Genomic DNA, 17,924 nt, shown 5'->3' with positions numbered 1-17,924 from the left:
GTGCACGCCGCGCCCCTGGGCTCCGGCCGTGGCGTGCACGGCCTCTCCCTCCCCGATCGTGCTTTCCCCAAGGAGTGCTATGTCCGTCCACCTGTTGTTCGCCGCCGCCGACCTGTCGCCGAGGCAGGTGACCCCTTTGCAGAAGCTCGCCCTGATGAAGATCGCCGACAGCGCCGACGACCAGACACGTATCTCCACCCCCACCCTCCAGCGGATCGCGTCGTGGGCCGGCGTCTCGGAGAACCAGGCGGACGAGATCGTCTGGGAACTGGCGGAGAGCGGACTGCTTGCGGTCGACCGCCACGAAGACGAGGTCAGTTACCGGGTCTTCCCCGACGGAGTGCCATCCCTCCGACACAGATGAGCTCCCCGACGCCCCGCCCCGCACCGCTCAAGGGAAAGCCCGAATGTCCATAGCCCTGCTGGTCGCCGCCGCCTACCTGCCGCCCGAAGAGGTGAACCAGGGGCAGAAGCTGGCCTTGATGAAGATCGCCGACAGCGCCGACGACGAGACCCGCATTGCTCGGCCCGGCGGGCTACGCCTGGAAGCGTGGATCGGTGTCACGGAGAAACGCGCCATCACGATCGTCACCGAGCTGGTCGCCAAGGGCCTGGTGGAGCGGCTGGAGACGGGCAAGGAAGGCCGTTCCGCCGCCTACCGGATCTTCCCCCACGGCGTGCCTGACACACCCACACGAGCCGAACTGGAAGCGCGTAAGGCGCAGCGGGAGACGAAGCCGAAGAACCAGAACAAGGTCCGCAGAGGGGTGACCAGAGCCCAGCCGTCGAGGCCCGCGATGACCCGTAGGGACGTGGAGGATCGTGAGGCAGCCCGGGCGGCCCGCGCCAAGGCCGTCAACGACGAGGGGGAGCAGGGCGGCCAGTCGGATCCTGGCTCGGAAGAGGAGCCCTCGACGGCCGCAGGGTTTCACGGGTGGAACCCGGATGGGGGTGAAGAGTGGGTTCCACCGGTGGAACCCACTGAGTTTCAACCGTGGAACCCTGACGGTTCCACCGGTGGAACCCCTTCCTTTCCTTCTTTTCCTTCCTCTGATCCTTCCTGTACCCCCCCTACCCCCACGGCTGACGCCGCAGAGGAGCCCGCTGCCGCCGAGAGCAATCCGCCTGCTCCCGCTGCCCGTTGCCGGAAACACACGGAACGGCCTGGAGCCAACTGCCGGGCGTGCGGTACGTCTCCCCGAGCTGCCCGGGAGCACGACAGGCGGGAGGCCGCAGACGCGGCGCGACGGGCTGAGCAGGAGCGGTTGGAAAAGATGCGGGCCGACAGGCGGGATGTCCTGGCCCGACGGGAGGCGGACCCCGAGGGGTACCAGAACGCGCGGCTGGAGGCTCAGAGAGCCGCCCGTGAGGGGGCGATCCGGAATAGGGAGCGCCCAGCTGGACGTCAAGTCACAAGAAGATAACGCTCATCGCCAGGATTGGATCACACTCCGTAATGCCTATAAAATAAGGGTGTCGAGTTGAGGGTGAGGCTTCTGCCCCTCTCGGGTCGATGAACTCGCAAGGCCGATCCGGCTTCAAAGATAGGCGTTTACTCTGTAACGTAAACGCCGGGCCTCTTGGAGGAGACCGTGAACAACCTGGCGCTGGCGCCCCTGCCTGACCACAACCGACTCGACGCCCCCCTGTGGCAGAAGCTGTGGCACAACTACAGCCACGTCATCACCCCGCTTCGCACCCTCGGCCTCGTCACCGACGTGGAGCTGTGCGGCGGCGAGTACAGCGTCGTCGCCGACCTCCCCGACGGCACGCACCTGCTGATCGCCGCTGGCGAATGCCTGCCGGTCGACCCCGCCGAACTCGCGGGTTGGACGGTCATCCGCGCCCACCACGACAACCCGACCGTCGACTACCTCGTGTACGACTCCACCGACGGCGGCGACCAGGAGGAGAACGGCAGCGCCACCGCTCCGATGCTCGGCGCGATCACTGAGTGGCTCATCCGCAACGAGCACCACCTGCACCTCCCGGACTTCCACCTCCGGATCGAGGCCCTCCTCGCCAGCCTCCAGGCAGCCCCGACACGACCGGAGGCCACCAAGAGCGCCTGCCACTGCCTCTTCGCGCATCCGGCCAACGACGCCGAGCGGGCCGCGCTGAACAAGGACCTCGACTACGCGCGCACCATCGGCGACCTGTTCGGCATCCAGGTCGCCCTGGTCCGCCTCACCACGGCATCCGACTGCCCCGCCCGCAAGGAGCAGCCGTGACGATCCTCTACGTCCTCCTCGTGCTCGGCCTGGCTGTTGCCGGAGGCCTCGCCTTCCTCGTGCTGGAGCAGGTCCGCTGGGACCGCCGAAACCGCCGCCTCCTCTGCACGACCTGCGGCAACTACCACGCCCGCCACGCCGACCACCGCTGACCGCGCCGGCCCGCCCCGTCGAGGGGCGGGCCCCGGACCAACCTCTTGGAGATCTGCATGCGCGGTCACCGAATCCGCCTTCGCCTTACCAGCTGGCCCCGTCATGGCCTCGAACTCACCGACACCCCCCACCCCCGCTGCACCGAATGCCACGGGCAGGGCGGATGGAACGAGGACTACGCGGCCCCGGACGGTGACTACGGCGGAACCAACTGGGTCATCTGCGGGTGCTGGAAGCCGGAGCACCACCTGTTCCTCCTCCGGCTCCCGCGCCGCCGCCCCCGCGGGCCCTTCAGCGACGAACCCCCCTTCTAGCCCGCCCGATTACTCGCGCCCGGAGACACCCGTGACCCGCACCGGCTGGATCGAAGCCGCCCCTTGCAAGGGCATCGCCGGCTTCGTGCACCGCCAGTCCACCGCTACCGCCGACAAGGCGGAGGACGACGCCCGCGAACGCGTCGACCACTCCCGCAGCCAGCTCGACGTATGCCGCCGCTGCCCCTTCCGGCAGGAATGCGTGGAAGCGGTCGCACCCGGACAGAGCGGCTTCGACGGAGTGTGCGGGGGGCGAGTGTGGCGCGACGGCCAGGTCCTCGCGACCGCCTTCGACCACCGCAAATCCGGGCCCGACAACACGGAGTTGGCCGAACGGGCCGAGCCCCGCTACCGCTGCGGCACCGATGACGGATACCGGCAGCACCTGCGGGCGGGCGAGAAGCCCTGCCGGGCCTGCACCCCGGCATACGAACTCACGGCGCCCGCCCGCCGCGCCAAGTACCTGGCCTCGCGCGCCGCCACCTGACCACCACCCCATGTGTCGGGCCCAACTGCCGCCCGCGCACTCCCTCTTGGAGACCAACCGTGCTCACCGTCGGCGACTTCTACGCCGGTGCTGGAGGAGCCTCTCTCGGCATAGCCCGCGTGCCCGGCTGCGCCATGCTCCTCGCCGCCAACCACTGGCAACTAGCCGTGGACACCCACAGCCTCAACTTCCCCAACGTCCTGCACGACTGCGCCGACATCTCACAGATCGACTTCCGCCGATACCCGCGGGTCGACATCCTGTGGGCCAGCCCCGAGTGCACCAACCACTCCATCGCCCGTGGCGTCCGGATCGCCGCCGACCGGCAGCCCGACCTGTTCGGCGAGATCCTCCCGTCCGAGGCCGCCGAGCGCAGCCGCGCCACCATGGACGACGTCCCGCGCTACCTCGAAGCAATGCTCCTGCGCGGCAAGCCCACCCTCGGCGGGATCGTCGAGAACGTCGTCGACCTCATCAACTGGATCGGTTGGCGCTCCTGGAAGATCCGCATGGAGGACCTCGGCTACAAGATCAAGGTCATCTACCTCAACAGCATGTTTGCCCGCCCCCGCTTCGGCAGCCCGCTCGCCCCGCAGTCCCGCGACCGCATGTACGTCATGTACTGGCTGAAGAGCATCCGCGAACCGAACTGGGACAAGTGGCTCAGCCCGGAGGCCGACTGTCCCGACCACGGGGTCATCGCCGCACGCCAGTCCTTCAAGAACGGCATCGAGTGGGGCCGCTACCGGGCGCAGTACGTATACGTCTGCCCGGCGCCCGGCTGCAAGCAGGTGGTCGAGCCACCAGTACTCCCGGCCGCCGCCATCAACTGGAAGAAGCCCGGCACCCCCATCGGCTCCCGCAAGCGGCCCATCGTCGAGAAGACCCGGGATCGCGTGCAGGCCGGCATCGACCGGTACGAAGGCTGGCCCTTCGCCGTGCCCATGGAAGGCCGGGACGGCAAGTCGCCGTGGTCGCTGGTCGGCGGGCCGATGCGGACGTTCACCACCCGCCAGGAGACCGCCATCGCCTACGGGCCCGGCCAATTCCTGCCGTTCATCGCGGAAATGCGCGGCGGCGGATCACAGAAGAAGGCGCGCGGTGTCGACGAACCCCTCGCCACGTTCTGCGCCTCCGGCCTCCACCACGCGCTCGTCACCCCGCCCCTGCTCGTCCCGTACTACGGCAACGGCAACGCCCGGCCCGCGAGTGACCCGCTGAGCACCGTCACCACCGTCGAGCGGCACGCCCTGGTCACCCCGCCGCTGACCAAGCCGATCACCGTCGACGAGTGCTTGCTCCGCATGCTCGACCCCGACGAGATCGGCCTCGGCATGGCCTTCAACGACACCTACAAGGTGCTCGGCACCCGGCGTGAACAGGTCCGCCAATACGGCAACGCCGTCACCCCGCCCGCTGCCGAGGTCCTCATGTGCTGCCTCGTCGAAGCCATCACCGGCCAGGACCTCTTCGCCCTCGCCGCCTGACCCACCAGACAACCGAACCCGCCGCCCGGCCCCGGGAAGGGGCCGGGCCTAGGAGACCAACATGCCCACCATCACCGCCAAGCTCGACCTGCTCACCGGGCAGCAACTGCTCGCTTCCCTACTCGACGCCTGCGGCGGACTCGTCACCTACCGAGCCGAACACCTCGGCGCACATCTCGGCATCTACACCCGGTTCAGAGCAGCCAGCGAGCACTGCGAGGACGAGGCCCGCTCCCGCCTCGTCCTCGAAGGCGGAACGGCCAAGTACCTCTGGTTCCGCGACGAAGAGGACGAGAACATCGCCGAGCTCCACGTGGAGATCGACGGCGTGAAGACACCGACGGGCAACAAGGTCATCGTCACCGCGACCCCGAACACCTACCAGCCGCGGAACGCCCAGTGATGACCGTCCGGCTCCTGCCCCCGGTCACCGGCATCCGGGACCGCTCGGACGCGCATCCCCTGGAGGAGGCGCCCCCACTGGTCCGCACCCGCGCGATGTCACGCTGGCACCGGCCCCGCTCCGGCTACCGCGAGGCCGTCGGCCGCGTCGTCTTCAACCTGTGGTGCGGTCCGTACGTCTCGGGCGACTACCTGACCCGGACCATTCCCGTCACCGGCGAACGCATCTGCGGAACCTGCGAAGGTCGCGCCGCCGGCGCGGGACAGATTCCCCAGCCCGAAGGCCGCGAACTCGTCTTCAACCCACGCGAGTTGCACCGTCCCCGCTACTGCCCCGGCTCCCGCACAGTCCTCTACCAGGAGCAGCCCGGAGGGCGGGTCGGCCGCTGCCTCGTGTGCAGCACGTACGAACCCGTCCGCGCCATGGGCGGCCCGTACGACCCGCGCTTCGCGATCACTCAGCACCCGCCCGGGCCCGGCCTGGTCAGCCCCTGCCCATGGCACCGCTGGAAGCAACTCGTCGCCCACGACGCCCATGCCGTCTGCGCCTGCACGCGGGGGGCAGCGTCATGACCCGCCACGTCATCCAATTCAGCGGCGGCATCGGCAGCTTCGCCGCAGCCGTGCGCGTGGCGAAACGGCACGGCACCGACGACCTGGTCCTGCTCATCGCGGACACCGGCATCGAGGATCCCGACCTGTGGCGGTTCGCCGACGACACCAGCCGTCTCCTCGGCGTACCGCTGACCAAGGTGTCCGACGGCCGAACCCCCTGGCAGGTCTTCCACGACAAGAGGTTCCTCGGCAACGACCGCATCACCCCGTGCTCCAGGGCCCTCAAACAGATCCCCTGCCTGGACTGGATGCGGCAGCACGCCGGACCGGACGACTCGTTGGTGTACATCGGCATCGAAAACACGCCGCGCGACCGGGCCCGCATCCCCGCCATTGCCCGCAACTGGAAGCCCTGGCAGACCCGCTTCCCCCTGTGCTCCAAGTGGGAGCCCGCGCGCACCAAGCAAGAACTCCTGGATGAGGCAAGGGCGTTGGGAGTCGAACCACCGAGCCTGTACGAGCTCGGGTTCAGCCACAAAAACTGCGGGGCCACGTGCGCCAGGGCCGGACAGAAGCAGTGGCTACGCCTCCTGGAGGTACTGCCCGACCGGTACGCGCACGCCGAAGCCGAAGAAGAGGCACTCCGCGCGAAGCTCGGTGACGTCGCGATCTTGCGTGAACGGCGCAACGGAGTCGGCCGCCCGCTCCCCCTGTCGGAACTCCGGCGCCGCCACCAGGCCGCCCCCACCCTCGACGACGCCGTCAGCACCCTCCACTCCGCGTCGCGGACGGAGGTGCAGCGGTGATCGACGAGGGTTCCGACAAGCTCCGCGACGACGTCGCAGACCCCGCCACATGGACCGTGCGCGTCTGCACCGAGAAGTGCACGACCTGCATCTTCCGGCCGGGAAACCTCATGGACCTCACACCCGGCCGGCTCGCCCAGATGATCCGTGACGCCATCGCCAACGAGGGGCACATCGTCTGCCACTCCACGCTGGGCACCGACGCGCCCGCGATCTGCGCCGGATACGCGGCCCACCCGCGCGGCAGCGCGGCCTCCCTCGCGCTGCGCCTGGTCCGGGCGGGCGTACTGACCATCCAGCCCGTCACCCCGGCGGCCAAGGACCGCCCGATCCCGTGCTCTACCTCGCCACTCCCTCCAGCCCCGAAGCGAGGTCGGCGATGAGTGCCGGACTCCTCGGCTGCATGACCACGCCCAGCCAAGGCAACCGCGTACCTGACGGCGCCCTGTACGCCTGCGACAACGGACGATTCGGCAAGGGCTGGCCGGGGCCCGAGCGTTGGTGGGCCTGGCTCACCTCCACCGTCGACCGGTACGGCGCCGACCGCTGCCTCTGGGCTGTTGCGCCCGACGTCCCCATGGACGCCGAGGCCACCCTCAGTGACTCCCGGCCCTGGCTGGCGCCCATCCGCGCGCTCGGAGTGCCCGTCGCGTACGCAGCTCAGGACGGCTCGCAGGCTCCCGGACTGATCCCCTGGGACGAGATCGACCTGCTGTTCCTCGCCGGATCGACCGAGTGGAAGACCGGCCCGTACGCCGCCCAACTCGCCGACGAAGCCCAGCGTCGAGGCAAGACCGTCCACATGGGGCGCGTCAACTCCCGACGGCGCCTGCGCCTAGCTCACCACATGGGATGCACCACCGCCGACGGCACCTACCTGGCCTTCGCTCCCGACGTGAATCTGCCCCGGCTCCTCGCCTGGACACGAGAACTGACCACCGCACCCACCCTCCCTATCTGAGAGACGACCATGCCCCGTTCCCCACGCACCAGCACCGCCGTCAGCCACACCCGCATCGCGGCCTGCAACATCCGCCGAAGACGCGCCGAACTCGGCCTGTCGAGACGGGGATTGACTGCCAAAGTCCGCGCAGCCGGCCACCCCTTCGCCCGCGGACTGCTCACCCGACTCGAAGACGGCGTCAACACCGCGGGCGGACTACCCGCGATGAGCGTCGACCAGCTCGTGTGGCTGTCCGACGCGCTCGACACCACGCCCGCCGAACTACTGCGCCCCCCGACCGAGACCCCCGACGCCGCCCAGGGGAACTCATGACGAACCGCAACAGCACCGTCCCGGTCCGCACCGCCGCCGCGATCCTGTCCGGCACCGTCACCTACCTGCTGACCAGCAACGGCCTCCTGGCCGTGCTGGCCGCTGTCGTCGGCGTCGTCATCGCGGACGACTGAGCGCAACGCACCGGAATGGATCTCCCTTGAACGACCCGAACCCTTCACCGGAGTTGGCCCCGTGTGTCCGCTGCACGCTCCGCCGAAACCGAGCTGGCCTGACCGCCCCCGACCCGGCATGGCGGTCGGAGATCACCGGACTGCTGTGCGTGCGCTGCTGGTCGGCCTGCGCCGTGACCTACGAGCGAGTCGGCTTCGTGACGCTCGACGACGCGGGGACGAACGGCACGGACGACGACCTCGCCACCTGGCTCCTGGGCTCCGCCCGGTGACCGCTGACCTGAACCGAACTGAATCCCGGCACACCAGAAGGAACGCCTTGATGCCCCGCTCCCCCCGTACCGCCGCCGCTGTTGGCGTGGCCGTTCACGGCAACCAGGTCTACTCCGCCCGCAGCATGGCCCTGACCGTTGTCCCACAGGACCCGACAGGCGGGAAGGCGGGCACCCGTTGAGCCGCACCACGACCGCGGTGCTATCCATCGTTGCCGTAGAGACCGGCGGCAAGTTGGACTGCTGCGACACTGGCACCGCCCACGTGTGGGTAATCGTGTCCGCCTGGTCCCCGCGCCGCGCCTACCTCACCGGCGCCCGCCCGTTCCTCAACACGGTCGGCTGTGCACCACATGATCTGGTGCACGAGTACTTCACCGCCACGGTCCCGGTGGAACCGCCCGAGGACATCGACACAGCAGGAGAGCGGCTGGAGTGGCAGCAGTTGGAGGTGTGCCCGCCTCTCCCCCCAGAGCTTGCTGAGCTCGCCCCGCCGCCCCCGGACCCACATGCCTGCCGGGGGAGGGACGGGCACGTCCCGCACGAGTTCGCGTCGCCTCGGTGCCGGTACTGCGGTGCAGAGGGCGAGGCACCTCAGTGAGCGCGCCGATCCAGGTGGAGCCCGCCTCGGGAGATCAGCCGGAGGCGGGGGGCGCCCATCCGGACTTCGAGGTGCTGGTGCTCAACCACCGCCCCGCGCCGCAGGGCAGCAAGCGGCACATCGGCCACGGCCGCATGATCGAGCAGTCCGTGCGGGTGAAGCCGTGGCGGCACGCTGCTGCTGCCGCTGTCCGCCAGGCCCTGGCCGCAGCTCGGGGCAAGGACGAGCCGGAGCCGGCGCCGCTGGACGGGGCACTATTCGTGCAGATCGTGTTCACCGTACGAAAGCCCGCCCGGCCGAAGCGCCCGACGTGGCCGGTGACACGGGACTCGGGCGACTTGGACAAGCTGTTGAGGTCCACGTTCGACGCGCTCACCGACGGCGGGGCGATCGCGGATGACTCGCGTGTTGTGAAGGTGGCCGCGTCCAAGGTCCATCCCGGTGAGGGAGAAGGTGCGCTGGACGCGCCGGGCGCGGTGATCCGCGTCTGGCGCCTAGGGGAAGCCCAGGCCACAGCTCGTGCGATTGCGGTGGGTTGACCTGCGAGAACTCTCTGTCCAGGGGTTGAAATTCCCACTCGGGAACTTTCTCCCCCACCTGTATGCCTATAAAATAAGGGCATGAAGGAAGTGAGAGAGACACAAGAGGTGCCGTTCACCTATCCGTACTGCCGCAGCCATGACATCCGATGCCCGGAGCTCGGCTGTGGTGCCTGCGCCTGCGACCACTGCTTCGACTGCGGAGCCTGTCCCGCCGATGCCTGCGACCACGACGCCTAACCAGCGGACCTCGCCCAACACAGCTGGAGAACTCATGACTTACAAGAAGGGCGACCGTATTGCCCTCGTGTACACCACCGATCCCCACACCCAGCTCAAGCCCGGCGACGAAGGCACGGTCCAGCGGTTCGACGTCGGCCTCTGCATGCTCTACGTGGAGTGGGACAGCGGCTCCAGGCTCTCGATGCTTCTCGACGACGGCGACGAAGTGACTGCCGTATAGCCGTGCTGGGCCCGCCTCCACGGGGGTGGGCCCAGCACGTCACGTGACCCTGCTACTGGAGCAATGACTGAAGGATCGAAGTTCATGGCGGTGGAGCAGACCCGGGCTCTCGTCGACGCCGCGCTGGAAGCGGCGGCTGATCACGGTCCTGATCAGCGCCCCCGTCCACCGCTGATCCGGCCAGCCGTGCGTGCCTGGACTCTTGGTCAGCTCTACTGCCGGCTGGGTGAACGGGGTCTCGCCCAGCCTGGGCAGCGGGGCCGAACCCGCCGAGCGCGTTTCGGATCTTGCGCCCCCAGAGTGCCTTCCACCAGGCGAGACGATGCGCTGATTCCTGAGGGATCGTGAGATATACGGCGACGAGTGCAGCGCCGAGGAGCCACACGAACCAAGGCACGTCAAGGATTCCGCTCAGTGCGGCACCGTAGCCACCACCGACGATTCCGTAAATGATCTTTCGTTCGCCTCGCATGCCTCTGGAACCCTTTCCGCGCTTCCCTCAACGGGATGACCGACGTGACGCAAGTGCAGCATCCGACGGATTTTTCGCGCAATCAGGTGGAAACCCGCGCCATGCACCGGGACAATGTTGCGCGCTGTGCAAAAAAGGAGGCGGCTACAGCGTGACCGAGGAGCGCGGGCCGGCACGGCCCGGACGGAGGCCGGCAGAGCCGAGCACGGACTGCGTCGAGATGAGGAACCTTGCGATCCACTTGCAGGGGCTGAGACAGGCCTCTGGAATCACCCTCGAAGGCTTGGCCCGTGAACTCACTGCTTCTGCAGCGGACGAAAAAAGAATCTCTATCTCCACGCTTTCGCGCCATTTCCAGGGAGAGACTCTTCCGGATAGAGAGCTACTGCAGTTCCTCTACCGATTGCTGGGGAAGTCGGCCGACCTGGACAATCCAACCGCGGAATTCGAGGCAAGCCTGCGCATCCTTTTCGCCGCAGCTAGAGTAAAGAACGAATTAAAATGGAAGGCATGGACGGAAGAACTGCGGGGACATCGCCTCCAGAGAGATCTCGACACGGCAAGGCTGAAGTTAATCGAACTGGGTGTAGAAGTAAAAGAAGGGAAGCCGACTTCGCAAGTCACAGTGCCAGCCGACGGGGTGGGTCAAGCAGAACTCGATGCCCAGGTGGCAGAGAGCGCGAATGAACTATTTGACGAGGGTAAGTCGCGTGAAGCCGACGAATTGCTGTTCAAGCACACAGAACGGCTCAAAGTCGACCGGCTCATGAACTTTCTCGATCTATTGTTCGAAAATGAACGAGGTGCCGCAGCCCTCCGCGTGCTGGAATCAGCAGCGAAGGAGCGCGATCTTCGGGAAGTTTCCCAAATTCTACGCCACGTAGCGCAGCACGAATTTGAAGAATTGGATCAAGTCTGGGGGGTGAATGCCCGCTACGTTGCCGGAGTCGTTTCACGCACCAGAGATTCGAAATTCGTTGCAATGCTGGCGAACGTGATGGAGAACGACTCAAGGATGCATCATCCTGGAGTTCTCCTTTATGAGCGCGTGAAACTTTGCCAGGATCGCGACCTGCCGGCCCTGTATCCGCTCCTGGGGAGTGACGCCCAAAAGGCGTATCTCTCTGAATTGACTCAGTCCAGGGAATGTGACTGCGTCGTGCGTGTCATCCTATGGATTGCACAGAATGATCCAGAGAAAACGATTGACACGCTGAAACAAGCCTCTACTTCTCAGTATGTAGGCGAGGGCCAACGAGGGGAGCGCAGAGTTAAGATTTACAAGCTCCTCCTGGAGAAAGGGTGGCCCGAGGACTCTGCCTCCGTGATCCTTCAGGAGGGAGACGAGACCGAGTAACTGCGGTGGAGGCGCGGTTCGTTTCCGAGCCGAAGTGCTCGCTGAGGGCTAGTGCCCTGCGCCGGAAGTTCCTAGGTAGTTCGTACTGGGCCGCAGGCTGTCAACACGCCTGGTCGCCGACCGGAACCCAAACGCCGGGACGAGACGGATCTACCAACGGATTACTGGCGCAGGACACTAGACGCCCGTCGGGCTGTTCCGGGATCTCATGGAGAACAGCGTCTGAAGTGGCGGGGGAGTCAGGCTTGGCATCAGATCCCACTGGCAGCCAGGGACGCGTTGATCGAGATCCCGCAGCATCTGGCGGGACAGGAGCAGTGACAAGGAAGAGCGGGCGCGGTCGGCCGGACTGGTCGGGGCGGAACGTAGCTCGGCGAGCAGGTACGTCGCCCCGAACGGCAACCAGCGCGCCAGCGTCCACTCCGTCACGGCCTCACCGGGCTTGCCGGCGTCGAGTTCGGCCTCGGCCCGCTCGGCCAGATCCACCGCCCACTCGTGGAGAGAAGTATCCGCCCGCCACGCAGCGCGGAGATCTTCAAGCGGGACGGTGGCCGCCAACTCGCGGAGCACATCGCGGACATCACCACGAGGAAGGAGAGCGAAGCCGTCCTCCTCGTCGAATACGGCTGTGCCCACGTCCTCGGACACATCGGCCATGGTGTACTCGGCCAGAGAGGCCATCGGATTGGCGCCTGCCTGGGGCTGCATGGCGCGGAACAGACCGCCCAACCCGTCCGGGGTGATGGCCGGACCACCCGTGAGCATGATGTCCGCCGCCGCCACGGTGGCGTCCTTCGGGGTGAAGGCCTCCGGTTCAGGGTTGCTGTCGTACGCGGAGAGTTCCGGTGGCGGCCATTGCACTCCTGCCTCCCGGGCCCAGCGCGCGATGCGCTCATCGATGCGCCGCGCGCGGGCAGGTACCAGGGTCATGGTGCCAGCAACAGCGGCCCGCTCGGCGGCCTGGGTGATCTGCTCCTCGTCACTCTTCGGCGCACCGTAACTTCCGTCGTCGGCTGATTCGTTGGACGGGGCTTCGCCGCTCAAGACGATGTCGTCCACTGCGGCGGTGAACGCCGCACGGACCACGGCCTCCGACACAGGCCGGTCCTCCGCGAACAGCAGGAGTGCGAGGTCCCTCGGCCGCCGGCCCCGGCCTGCCAGCCGGGCCAGTGCCACAACCAGATCGAACGCCTCCGGCTCTGGACGCGACTCCGTGCCTTTTCCTCGGCCGAGCCGTACGACCTTGTTGCCGGGGAGCAGTGGCCACTTCCGCCGCCGCCAGGTCTCCAGCTGCTTCACGGTCACTGTGAAGCCGTGCTGTTGAGCATGATCGATGAGCTGCTGATCCGCCGGACTCGGCGTCGTATCGCCAGACACAGGCCGACGCTACCCCCTTCGCCTCCCCGGAGTGGGGATTACAGACCCCCCACCTTTGCCGGATCGGTGCAGCCGGGCGCTGATCCGATGGTTCTCGGCCCCGCGCTGTACCTCACGGACGCGGAGCCGGCCGGAGCAGCCGTCTACAAGAAGGGGGTGGAGGCGATGAGTCGTCGACGCCGCGCACTAAGAGGAGACCGTGGGGCTCGCGCTACGCGACGCCGGGAGGCCGCCCGAGATTCCTGGGCCACGGCAGCGGTCATGGCTGCCGTCTCGGGAGGAGTGCGTGCCGTCGTGGCCTGGCTGCTGAGCCTGCTGGGCGTGGACTTCTAGGCGTGACGCTGTACGGCCGCGAGGCCGCGATCTTCTCGGCATCGCCCCAGGTGAGGAGTTCGCGGCCGGGCTGTGATGGGTCGTCCAGCCGTTGAGATTTTCCCTTGGCGAGCTTCCTCCCCCCTCTGAATGCCTATAAAATAAGGGTAACGGTGAGGGGGACGGCCCCACACCTGAAGGGAGACACGGTGACCCCAAACATCCACGCGCCGACCGCCCCGGCCGCAGACGACGAGGTGGTGACGGCACCCCTCGCCATGCTGCGCGCGGCAGATGTCCACTGCCTGCCCGATGGCGACAGCGGCGGGTACTACGCCGTCGTCCCGCTCGCCGACGGCACGCGCATCACCTTCGCCGGCACCACCGTCAACCGCGACAGCGAACACCCCGACGTCAGCATCCATCACCCCGTCCGAGACCACGACAGCTGGAGCGCGCAGTGGAGCGACGACGGAAGCGCGTTCGCCGATGTCTACGACTCCCGCGACCAGCACCTCGCGTACGAAGCGGACACCGCGGCTCTTGTGGACGCTGTCCTCCGGTGGATCCCTCGGCACGGCGGCAGCGTGCCGGAAGAAGGCGTAGGGGAGACCGCCGAGCAGCTCGCGACAACCGTCCTCGCCGAATGGGGCATCACGGCGCACACTGATGGCGATGCCGGTAACACCTGGCTAGTCATCAGCAGCGACCAGGCTGCGACGACCCTCGCCGCCACGGGAAGAGTCCCCTACGTCCTGCTGTCGCTCCACAACTCGGACGACGACGAATGGGTCCTTGACCGTCCCCCCGTCCGCCCTGCCGACCGGTGGAGGCTCGTGACCGGAGACGCAACCGGCGCTGAGCGGGACTGGATGACCCAGCCGGTCGACCAGCTCGCCAGCTGCGTCGAGGCGATCGCCGACTGGCTCACCGAACCCCAAGCGGGCACGGCCTGGTGGGTGGTCTACACCGACGACGGCGACGGCATCGGCATCGTCGGATGCCACGAAGTCCCTGACTCGCTGGAGGAACAGGAGGCGCTGTTCGTGGAGTTCGTGGTCGCCTGCCTCAGCGTCAGGTACGTCGTAGCCGTCGACGACGAGGCCGCCATGACCGCAGTTCTCCGCGAATGTGACCCGGCCTTCCGCGACCAGGAGCAGGCCGGCGCGCTCCTCGACGCCGTCATGCAAACCCTCGGCACGCACTGACCCCCCTCCGAAGCCCCCACCGCCCCCGGCGCACGGCCATCCGGCCGCGCACCGGGGGCGGCCCAGGTTCAGACAGGAGAACCATGCAACTCGACCTCTTCGCCGAGCTCGGCAACGAATCCGAACTCCCTGCCGTCCCGCCGACCTTCCAGGCCCGCCCGAACGCCACTCCGCCCGCCACCAAAGCAGTACCCCCACCAGACAGCCGTCGCAGCCTGCCGCAATTCGCAGTACACCTCAGCGGCGGCCCCACCTTCGGCGAGGCGATCGCCGACGCCTGGCATCGCGCACACGGCGGCAGCCGCATAGAGATACCCGTCGGTGTCGTCGCAGCCCTAGCCCTGTGGCCGATCAGGGACTACCCCCGAGACCTCGCCCAGTTCTTCAACCGTCTGAATGGGAAGGAGATCGTCCAGTGCGTACGCGAGGCCGCCGCCTATCACTGGATGCGCCGCCCCGACCTCATCGGCGTCGCCCACACCATCTTCAGCTGGGCCGACCAGGACGACCACACCAAGCACGAGCTCCACGCCATCTACGAAGTCGCCCGTGCCGCAATCCGGCACAACGTCCTCGACCACACCGGCAGCAGCAACCCGTACGACAACGCCGACATCGACCTCATGTCGTGGACCATCACCAACCTGCGCTCCCATGGCGCTACCAAGGGGCTCGGCGAGTACCACACGCCGCCCGAGATCACCGACGTCATGTCCCGCTTCGTGATCCCCGACGGCGGGGGTGGGGATGTCTCGGCAGGCTGGGCGCTCGCCGACGCCAAGCCGGGCATGTCCATCCTCGACCCCTGCGCGGGCACGGGCGGCATGTTCCGGTCCGCCGCCCAACACCTCCGGTACAAGGGACTCGATCCGGCGGACTTCACATGGTTCGCGCAGGAGATCGACCCGACGGCGGCAGCGGGCTGCGCGGTCAACATGATCGTGTGGGGCCTCGGCCCGATGGCGATGGTGGCCTGCGGCGACACCCTCGCCGAGGGTGACATGTGGAACCGCGCGGTCGAGCACCGCCGCGAGATGGAGGAGCGCCGCGACCGGATGGCCGGCGCGGCTGCGATGGCTGCGGCCATCGAGGGGGCGCAGCGGCTCCTCTCGGCCGCCGAGGCCGCCTGACCTGCACAAATTACGTCCAGCCGTTGAGATTTCCCTTCGGTGATCTTTCCTCCCCAACCTGAATGCCTATAAAATAAGGCTAAGAGGTGAGGGAGGCAGCCCACCACCACAACCCCGAAAGGACCCCCATGGACATCACCCTTGACCCGGTCGACGAGGCCATCGCCTTCCTCGACAACGACACCTTCCTGAACGCCGTCGCCGAGTTCGGCCTGCACTCCGACGACGCCCGCCGCTGTGCCGAACAGACCCTCAGCGCCCTCCGCGCCAGCGGCATAGGTACCAGCGCGCCCGCCGCCACCTGGATCAACACCGTCCACCAGGGCCTCGTCGCCTTCATCGCTCACACCTTCGCCCTCTCGTACGAGCGGCCCCACGACGCCTACAACCAGGCGCGCGCAGCCTCGGCGGCCACCTCCATCCTTCCCAGCCGCCTCTTCTGACGCCCCCACGGCCGGGGCGCCGCCAGCGCCCCGGCCCGACCCGAAGGAACAACATGATCGTCGCGCCCAGCGCCCTCAAGTCCACCGGCGAAGCCGTCGCCCAACTCCTCGGCCCCACCTGGAACTCCCTCCCCGACAAAAGCAAGAAGAAGGACCCCCTCCACGGCGGCGTCCTTCTCACCGACACCTCCAGCGGCACCCTCACCGCCATCGGGATCCGCCCCATCTTCAACGGCACCGTCATCGCCCTCCACCTGTCCTGCACCGGCGCCGCCCTCAACACCACCACCGGGCAATGGACCACGGGCTTCTACACCTGGAACACCGCCACGCCCCTGTCCACCGGGGACAGCGACCCCGCCGAGCACATCGCCGCCGTCATCCGCGAGCGCCTCCTGCCCGCCGCCATCCGCAAGCCCCGCCATGTCGGCGACCAGCCCTGGAACGACGACGACGCCATGCAAGCCGAAGTCATCACCCCGCCCCCGCCCCCCAAGCCGCGCAGGACCCGCACCAAGAAGACGGCCGCCAAGAAGACCCCCGCCACCACCTGAACCCGGAGCACTCCATGCGTACCACCATCGGACAGGCCAACAAGGCCACCGTCGACCTCATCCACGACGTCATCTACAACCGGCAGATCCCGGACGACGTCGACGACTCCACGATCTTCAAGATCGCCAACGGCCTGCTCAACCTGCCCACCCGCGACATCGCCCTCGCCTACATCTACCCCCTCGAAATAGGCAAGGCCCGACTCCTGTGGGAACACGCCCTCACCGTCTGCACCAGAGAAGGCCTCACCCACCTCACCCCGGCACTCCACACCCTCCGAGGCTGGACCAGCTGGATCACGGGCGACATGAAGCAGGCCGACCGCTCCCTCCACGACGCCCTCGTCGCCCAACCCACCTACTCCATGGCGCAGCTGCTCCACAAGGCCATCGTCCGCTCCCTCCCGCCAGTGAGGGTGTCGAGAGCCTTTCTCCGGAACCGAGACGAGTTCGAGCGTGACGCCGACCCCGGTACCGCGCCCGAGAGCCCCGACGAGACCGAGCTCGCTCCCGGTCTCATCGCCCAGCAGGCGGCCTCGTACCGGGCGACGGAGCTTCTGATGGGACTTGGCTCCTGCACGTGCTGCACCGATGACATCGGCCGGGCGGCCTTCAACGACTCCGCGGAGCTACTGCTCCGGATTCTCGAAGCGGGCCCAACAGGAGAACAGCACCTGGTGTGCAGCATCGGGGTTGGGGACGACTCGCTCGTCTACACCCTCCACGCGACCCGGAAGCCGGACGGTGCCGTGCAGCTCGACTCGGACGAGGCCTTCGGTTTCACCACCGTCCTGGCCCTCGGGCGAGCCGCCGCCCTTCCCGGCGGCCTGGTCAGTCGCACCGATTCCACCCCCGATGGCCGCGACCGCATCTACGGATGGCGACTGGCCGGGTACCGGCTCGACCCCCTCACCGCGGGCGAGATCTTCGACGCCTACTGCACCGACACCAAGACCGGCGACCTCATCTCCCCCGAACCCAACGTCGACTACTGCGTACCGCCCCCGCTCGACGAGGACGGCCCGGCACCGGACCACAGCCACTGACACCGGCCGCGCGGAGGGGCGTTCCTCGAAGGAAGGAACGCCCCTCGGCGTGCCGGCCCGGACGAGCTGACTCACCCCGATACTCGAACGAACAGGACCCCAGGTGCTCCCCGAACTCGAAGACGGCTGCGAAGACTGCGGCGTGCCCGCCGGCGCCTTCTGCCGCGACGACTGCCGAGGCCCGGCCTACACCGCCGAATCCGCCCGCCGACTCGCCGAGATCCGCGCCAACCGCCGGACGAACGCGACTTCAGCCCGCGCCTGAACGATCCCCACCGCTCGTCATACGACACCGAACACGACAG

Annotated in this window: 28 protein-coding genes; 27 read left to right on the top strand and 1 reads right to left on the bottom strand. The window is 67.8% G+C overall.

All coding sequences use genetic code 11. The features are described 5' to 3' along the window. Nucleotides 1-79: 79 nt before the first annotated feature. The 20 genes from JIX56_RS19670 (at nucleotide 80) to JIX56_RS19575 (ending at nucleotide 11,549) form a co-directional block, all read left to right on the top strand. Nucleotides 80-364, top strand: a complete 285-nt coding sequence (locus tag JIX56_RS19670; RefSeq protein ID WP_257542439.1) for a helix-turn-helix domain-containing protein — start codon at nucleotides 80-82, stop codon at nucleotides 362-364. Between the two features lie 43 nt (nucleotides 365-407). Continuing rightward, entirely contained in the window at nucleotides 408-1,424 is a 1,017-nt protein-coding gene (locus JIX56_RS19665) for a hypothetical protein (protein WP_257542438.1), read from the top strand. A 156-nt stretch (nucleotides 1,425-1,580) separates the two neighbouring features. Beyond that, nucleotides 1,581-2,231, top strand: a complete 651-nt coding sequence (locus JIX56_RS19660) for a hypothetical protein (protein ID WP_257542437.1) — start codon at nucleotides 1,581-1,583, stop codon at nucleotides 2,229-2,231. Then, entirely contained in the window at nucleotides 2,228-2,383 is a 156-nt protein-coding gene (locus JIX56_RS19655; protein ID WP_257542435.1) for a hypothetical protein, read from the top strand. Before JIX56_RS19660 ends, JIX56_RS19655 begins: the two co-directional genes overlap by 4 nt. A gap of 57 nt (nucleotides 2,384-2,440) precedes the next feature. Then, a complete protein-coding gene (locus tag JIX56_RS19650; RefSeq protein WP_257542433.1) occupies nucleotides 2,441-2,698 on the top strand; it encodes a hypothetical protein in 258 nt (85 codons plus the stop codon). A 31-nt stretch (nucleotides 2,699-2,729) separates the two neighbouring features. Then, nucleotides 2,730-3,185: a hypothetical protein gene (locus JIX56_RS19645; protein ID WP_257542431.1), complete on the top strand. Its 456-nt coding sequence runs from the start codon at nucleotides 2,730-2,732 to the stop codon at nucleotides 3,183-3,185. 59 nt (nucleotides 3,186-3,244) lie between these two features. Next, nucleotides 3,245-4,672, top strand: coding sequence for a DNA cytosine methyltransferase (locus tag JIX56_RS19640; RefSeq protein ID WP_257542429.1), 1,428 nt, complete (start codon nucleotides 3,245-3,247; stop codon nucleotides 4,670-4,672). A gap of 61 nt (nucleotides 4,673-4,733) precedes the next feature. Beyond that, nucleotides 4,734-5,075, top strand: a complete 342-nt coding sequence (locus JIX56_RS19635) for a hypothetical protein (protein WP_257542428.1) — start codon at nucleotides 4,734-4,736, stop codon at nucleotides 5,073-5,075. Then, a complete protein-coding gene (locus tag JIX56_RS19630; RefSeq protein WP_257542426.1) occupies nucleotides 5,075-5,647 on the top strand; it encodes a hypothetical protein in 573 nt (190 codons plus the stop codon). The genes JIX56_RS19635 and JIX56_RS19630 overlap by 1 nt, the downstream gene beginning before the upstream one ends. Further along, complete coding sequence (locus JIX56_RS19625; RefSeq protein ID WP_257542424.1) at nucleotides 5,644-6,435, top strand: hypothetical protein; 792 nt, start codon at nucleotides 5,644-5,646, stop codon at nucleotides 6,433-6,435. Before JIX56_RS19630 ends, JIX56_RS19625 begins: the two co-directional genes overlap by 4 nt. Beyond that, a complete protein-coding gene (locus tag JIX56_RS19620; RefSeq protein WP_257542422.1) occupies nucleotides 6,432-6,818 on the top strand; it encodes a hypothetical protein in 387 nt (128 codons plus the stop codon). The genes JIX56_RS19625 and JIX56_RS19620 overlap by 4 nt, the downstream gene beginning before the upstream one ends. After that, a complete protein-coding gene (locus JIX56_RS19615) occupies nucleotides 6,815-7,396 on the top strand; it encodes a hypothetical protein (RefSeq protein ID WP_257542420.1) in 582 nt (193 codons plus the stop codon). Before JIX56_RS19620 ends, JIX56_RS19615 begins: the two co-directional genes overlap by 4 nt. A gap of 9 nt (nucleotides 7,397-7,405) precedes the next feature. Then, complete coding sequence (locus JIX56_RS19610) at nucleotides 7,406-7,711, top strand: hypothetical protein (RefSeq protein WP_257542418.1); 306 nt, start codon at nucleotides 7,406-7,408, stop codon at nucleotides 7,709-7,711. Further along, entirely contained in the window at nucleotides 7,708-7,845 is a 138-nt protein-coding gene (locus JIX56_RS19605) for a hypothetical protein (RefSeq protein WP_257542416.1), read from the top strand. The genes JIX56_RS19610 and JIX56_RS19605 overlap by 4 nt, the downstream gene beginning before the upstream one ends. 26 nt (nucleotides 7,846-7,871) lie before the next feature. Next, entirely contained in the window at nucleotides 7,872-8,117 is a 246-nt protein-coding gene (locus JIX56_RS19600) for a hypothetical protein (RefSeq protein WP_257542415.1), read from the top strand. A 50-nt stretch (nucleotides 8,118-8,167) separates the two neighbouring features. Further along, nucleotides 8,168-8,299: a hypothetical protein gene (locus JIX56_RS19595; protein WP_257542413.1), complete on the top strand. Its 132-nt coding sequence runs from the start codon at nucleotides 8,168-8,170 to the stop codon at nucleotides 8,297-8,299. 415 nt (nucleotides 8,300-8,714) lie between these two features. Continuing rightward, nucleotides 8,715-9,257 carry a RusA family crossover junction endodeoxyribonuclease gene (locus JIX56_RS19590; RefSeq protein WP_257542411.1) on the top strand — a complete coding sequence of 181 codons (543 nt, stop codon included), beginning with the start codon at nucleotides 8,715-8,717 and terminating at the stop codon, nucleotides 9,255-9,257. 81 nt (nucleotides 9,258-9,338) lie between these two features. After that, complete coding sequence (locus JIX56_RS19585; RefSeq protein WP_257542409.1) at nucleotides 9,339-9,497, top strand: hypothetical protein; 159 nt, start codon at nucleotides 9,339-9,341, stop codon at nucleotides 9,495-9,497. A 34-nt stretch (nucleotides 9,498-9,531) separates the two neighbouring features. Next, entirely contained in the window at nucleotides 9,532-9,720 is a 189-nt protein-coding gene (locus JIX56_RS19580; protein WP_257542407.1) for a DUF4314 domain-containing protein, read from the top strand. A gap of 623 nt (nucleotides 9,721-10,343) precedes the next feature. Beyond that, complete coding sequence (locus JIX56_RS19575) at nucleotides 10,344-11,549, top strand: helix-turn-helix domain-containing protein (protein ID WP_257542405.1); 1,206 nt, start codon at nucleotides 10,344-10,346, stop codon at nucleotides 11,547-11,549. A gap of 177 nt (nucleotides 11,550-11,726) precedes the next feature. Here the strand turns inward: JIX56_RS19575 and JIX56_RS19570 are convergent, their stop codons facing one another. Continuing rightward, nucleotides 11,727-12,647, bottom strand: coding sequence for a hypothetical protein (locus JIX56_RS19570; RefSeq protein WP_257542403.1), 921 nt, complete (start codon nucleotides 12,645-12,647; stop codon nucleotides 11,727-11,729). 366 nt (nucleotides 12,648-13,013) lie between these two features. Here JIX56_RS19570 and JIX56_RS19565 point away from each other — a divergent pair, with 366 nt between their 5' ends. The 7 genes from JIX56_RS19565 to JIX56_RS19535 all read left to right on the top strand — a co-directional run bounded on the left by JIX56_RS19565 (nucleotide 13,014) and on the right by JIX56_RS19535 (nucleotide 17,884). Further along, complete coding sequence (locus JIX56_RS19565; protein WP_257542402.1) at nucleotides 13,014-13,259, top strand: hypothetical protein; 246 nt, start codon at nucleotides 13,014-13,016, stop codon at nucleotides 13,257-13,259. 188 nt (nucleotides 13,260-13,447) lie between these two features. Next, nucleotides 13,448-14,446: a hypothetical protein gene (locus JIX56_RS19560; RefSeq protein WP_257542400.1), complete on the top strand. Its 999-nt coding sequence runs from the start codon at nucleotides 13,448-13,450 to the stop codon at nucleotides 14,444-14,446. Between the two features lie 83 nt (nucleotides 14,447-14,529). Further along, on the top strand, nucleotides 14,530-15,576 hold the full coding sequence (locus tag JIX56_RS19555; protein ID WP_257542398.1) for an SAM-dependent methyltransferase: 1,047 nt from the start codon (nucleotides 14,530-14,532) through the stop codon (nucleotides 15,574-15,576). Nucleotides 15,577-15,704: 128 nt separating this feature from the next. Then, on the top strand, nucleotides 15,705-16,019 hold the full coding sequence (locus JIX56_RS19550; protein WP_257542396.1) for a hypothetical protein: 315 nt from the start codon (nucleotides 15,705-15,707) through the stop codon (nucleotides 16,017-16,019). Nucleotides 16,020-16,072: 53 nt separating this feature from the next. Continuing rightward, a complete protein-coding gene (locus JIX56_RS19545; RefSeq protein ID WP_257542394.1) occupies nucleotides 16,073-16,573 on the top strand; it encodes a hypothetical protein in 501 nt (166 codons plus the stop codon). Beyond that, a complete protein-coding gene (locus tag JIX56_RS19540; RefSeq protein ID WP_257550976.1) occupies nucleotides 16,459-17,619 on the top strand; it encodes a DUF4192 domain-containing protein in 1,161 nt (386 codons plus the stop codon). Before JIX56_RS19545 ends, JIX56_RS19540 begins: the two co-directional genes overlap by 115 nt. Before the next feature lie 103 nt (nucleotides 17,620-17,722). Then, nucleotides 17,723-17,884: a hypothetical protein gene (locus JIX56_RS19535; protein ID WP_257542392.1), complete on the top strand. Its 162-nt coding sequence runs from the start codon at nucleotides 17,723-17,725 to the stop codon at nucleotides 17,882-17,884. The last annotated feature ends 40 nt before the right edge of the window (nucleotides 17,885-17,924 follow it).

Source organism: Streptomyces sp. CA-210063, from assembly GCF_024612015.1.
GTDB lineage: Bacteria > Actinomycetota > Actinomycetes > Streptomycetales > Streptomycetaceae > Streptomyces.
The sequence above is the reverse complement of the archived record's forward strand: the minus strand, read 5'-3'. Positions and strand labels throughout refer to the sequence as shown.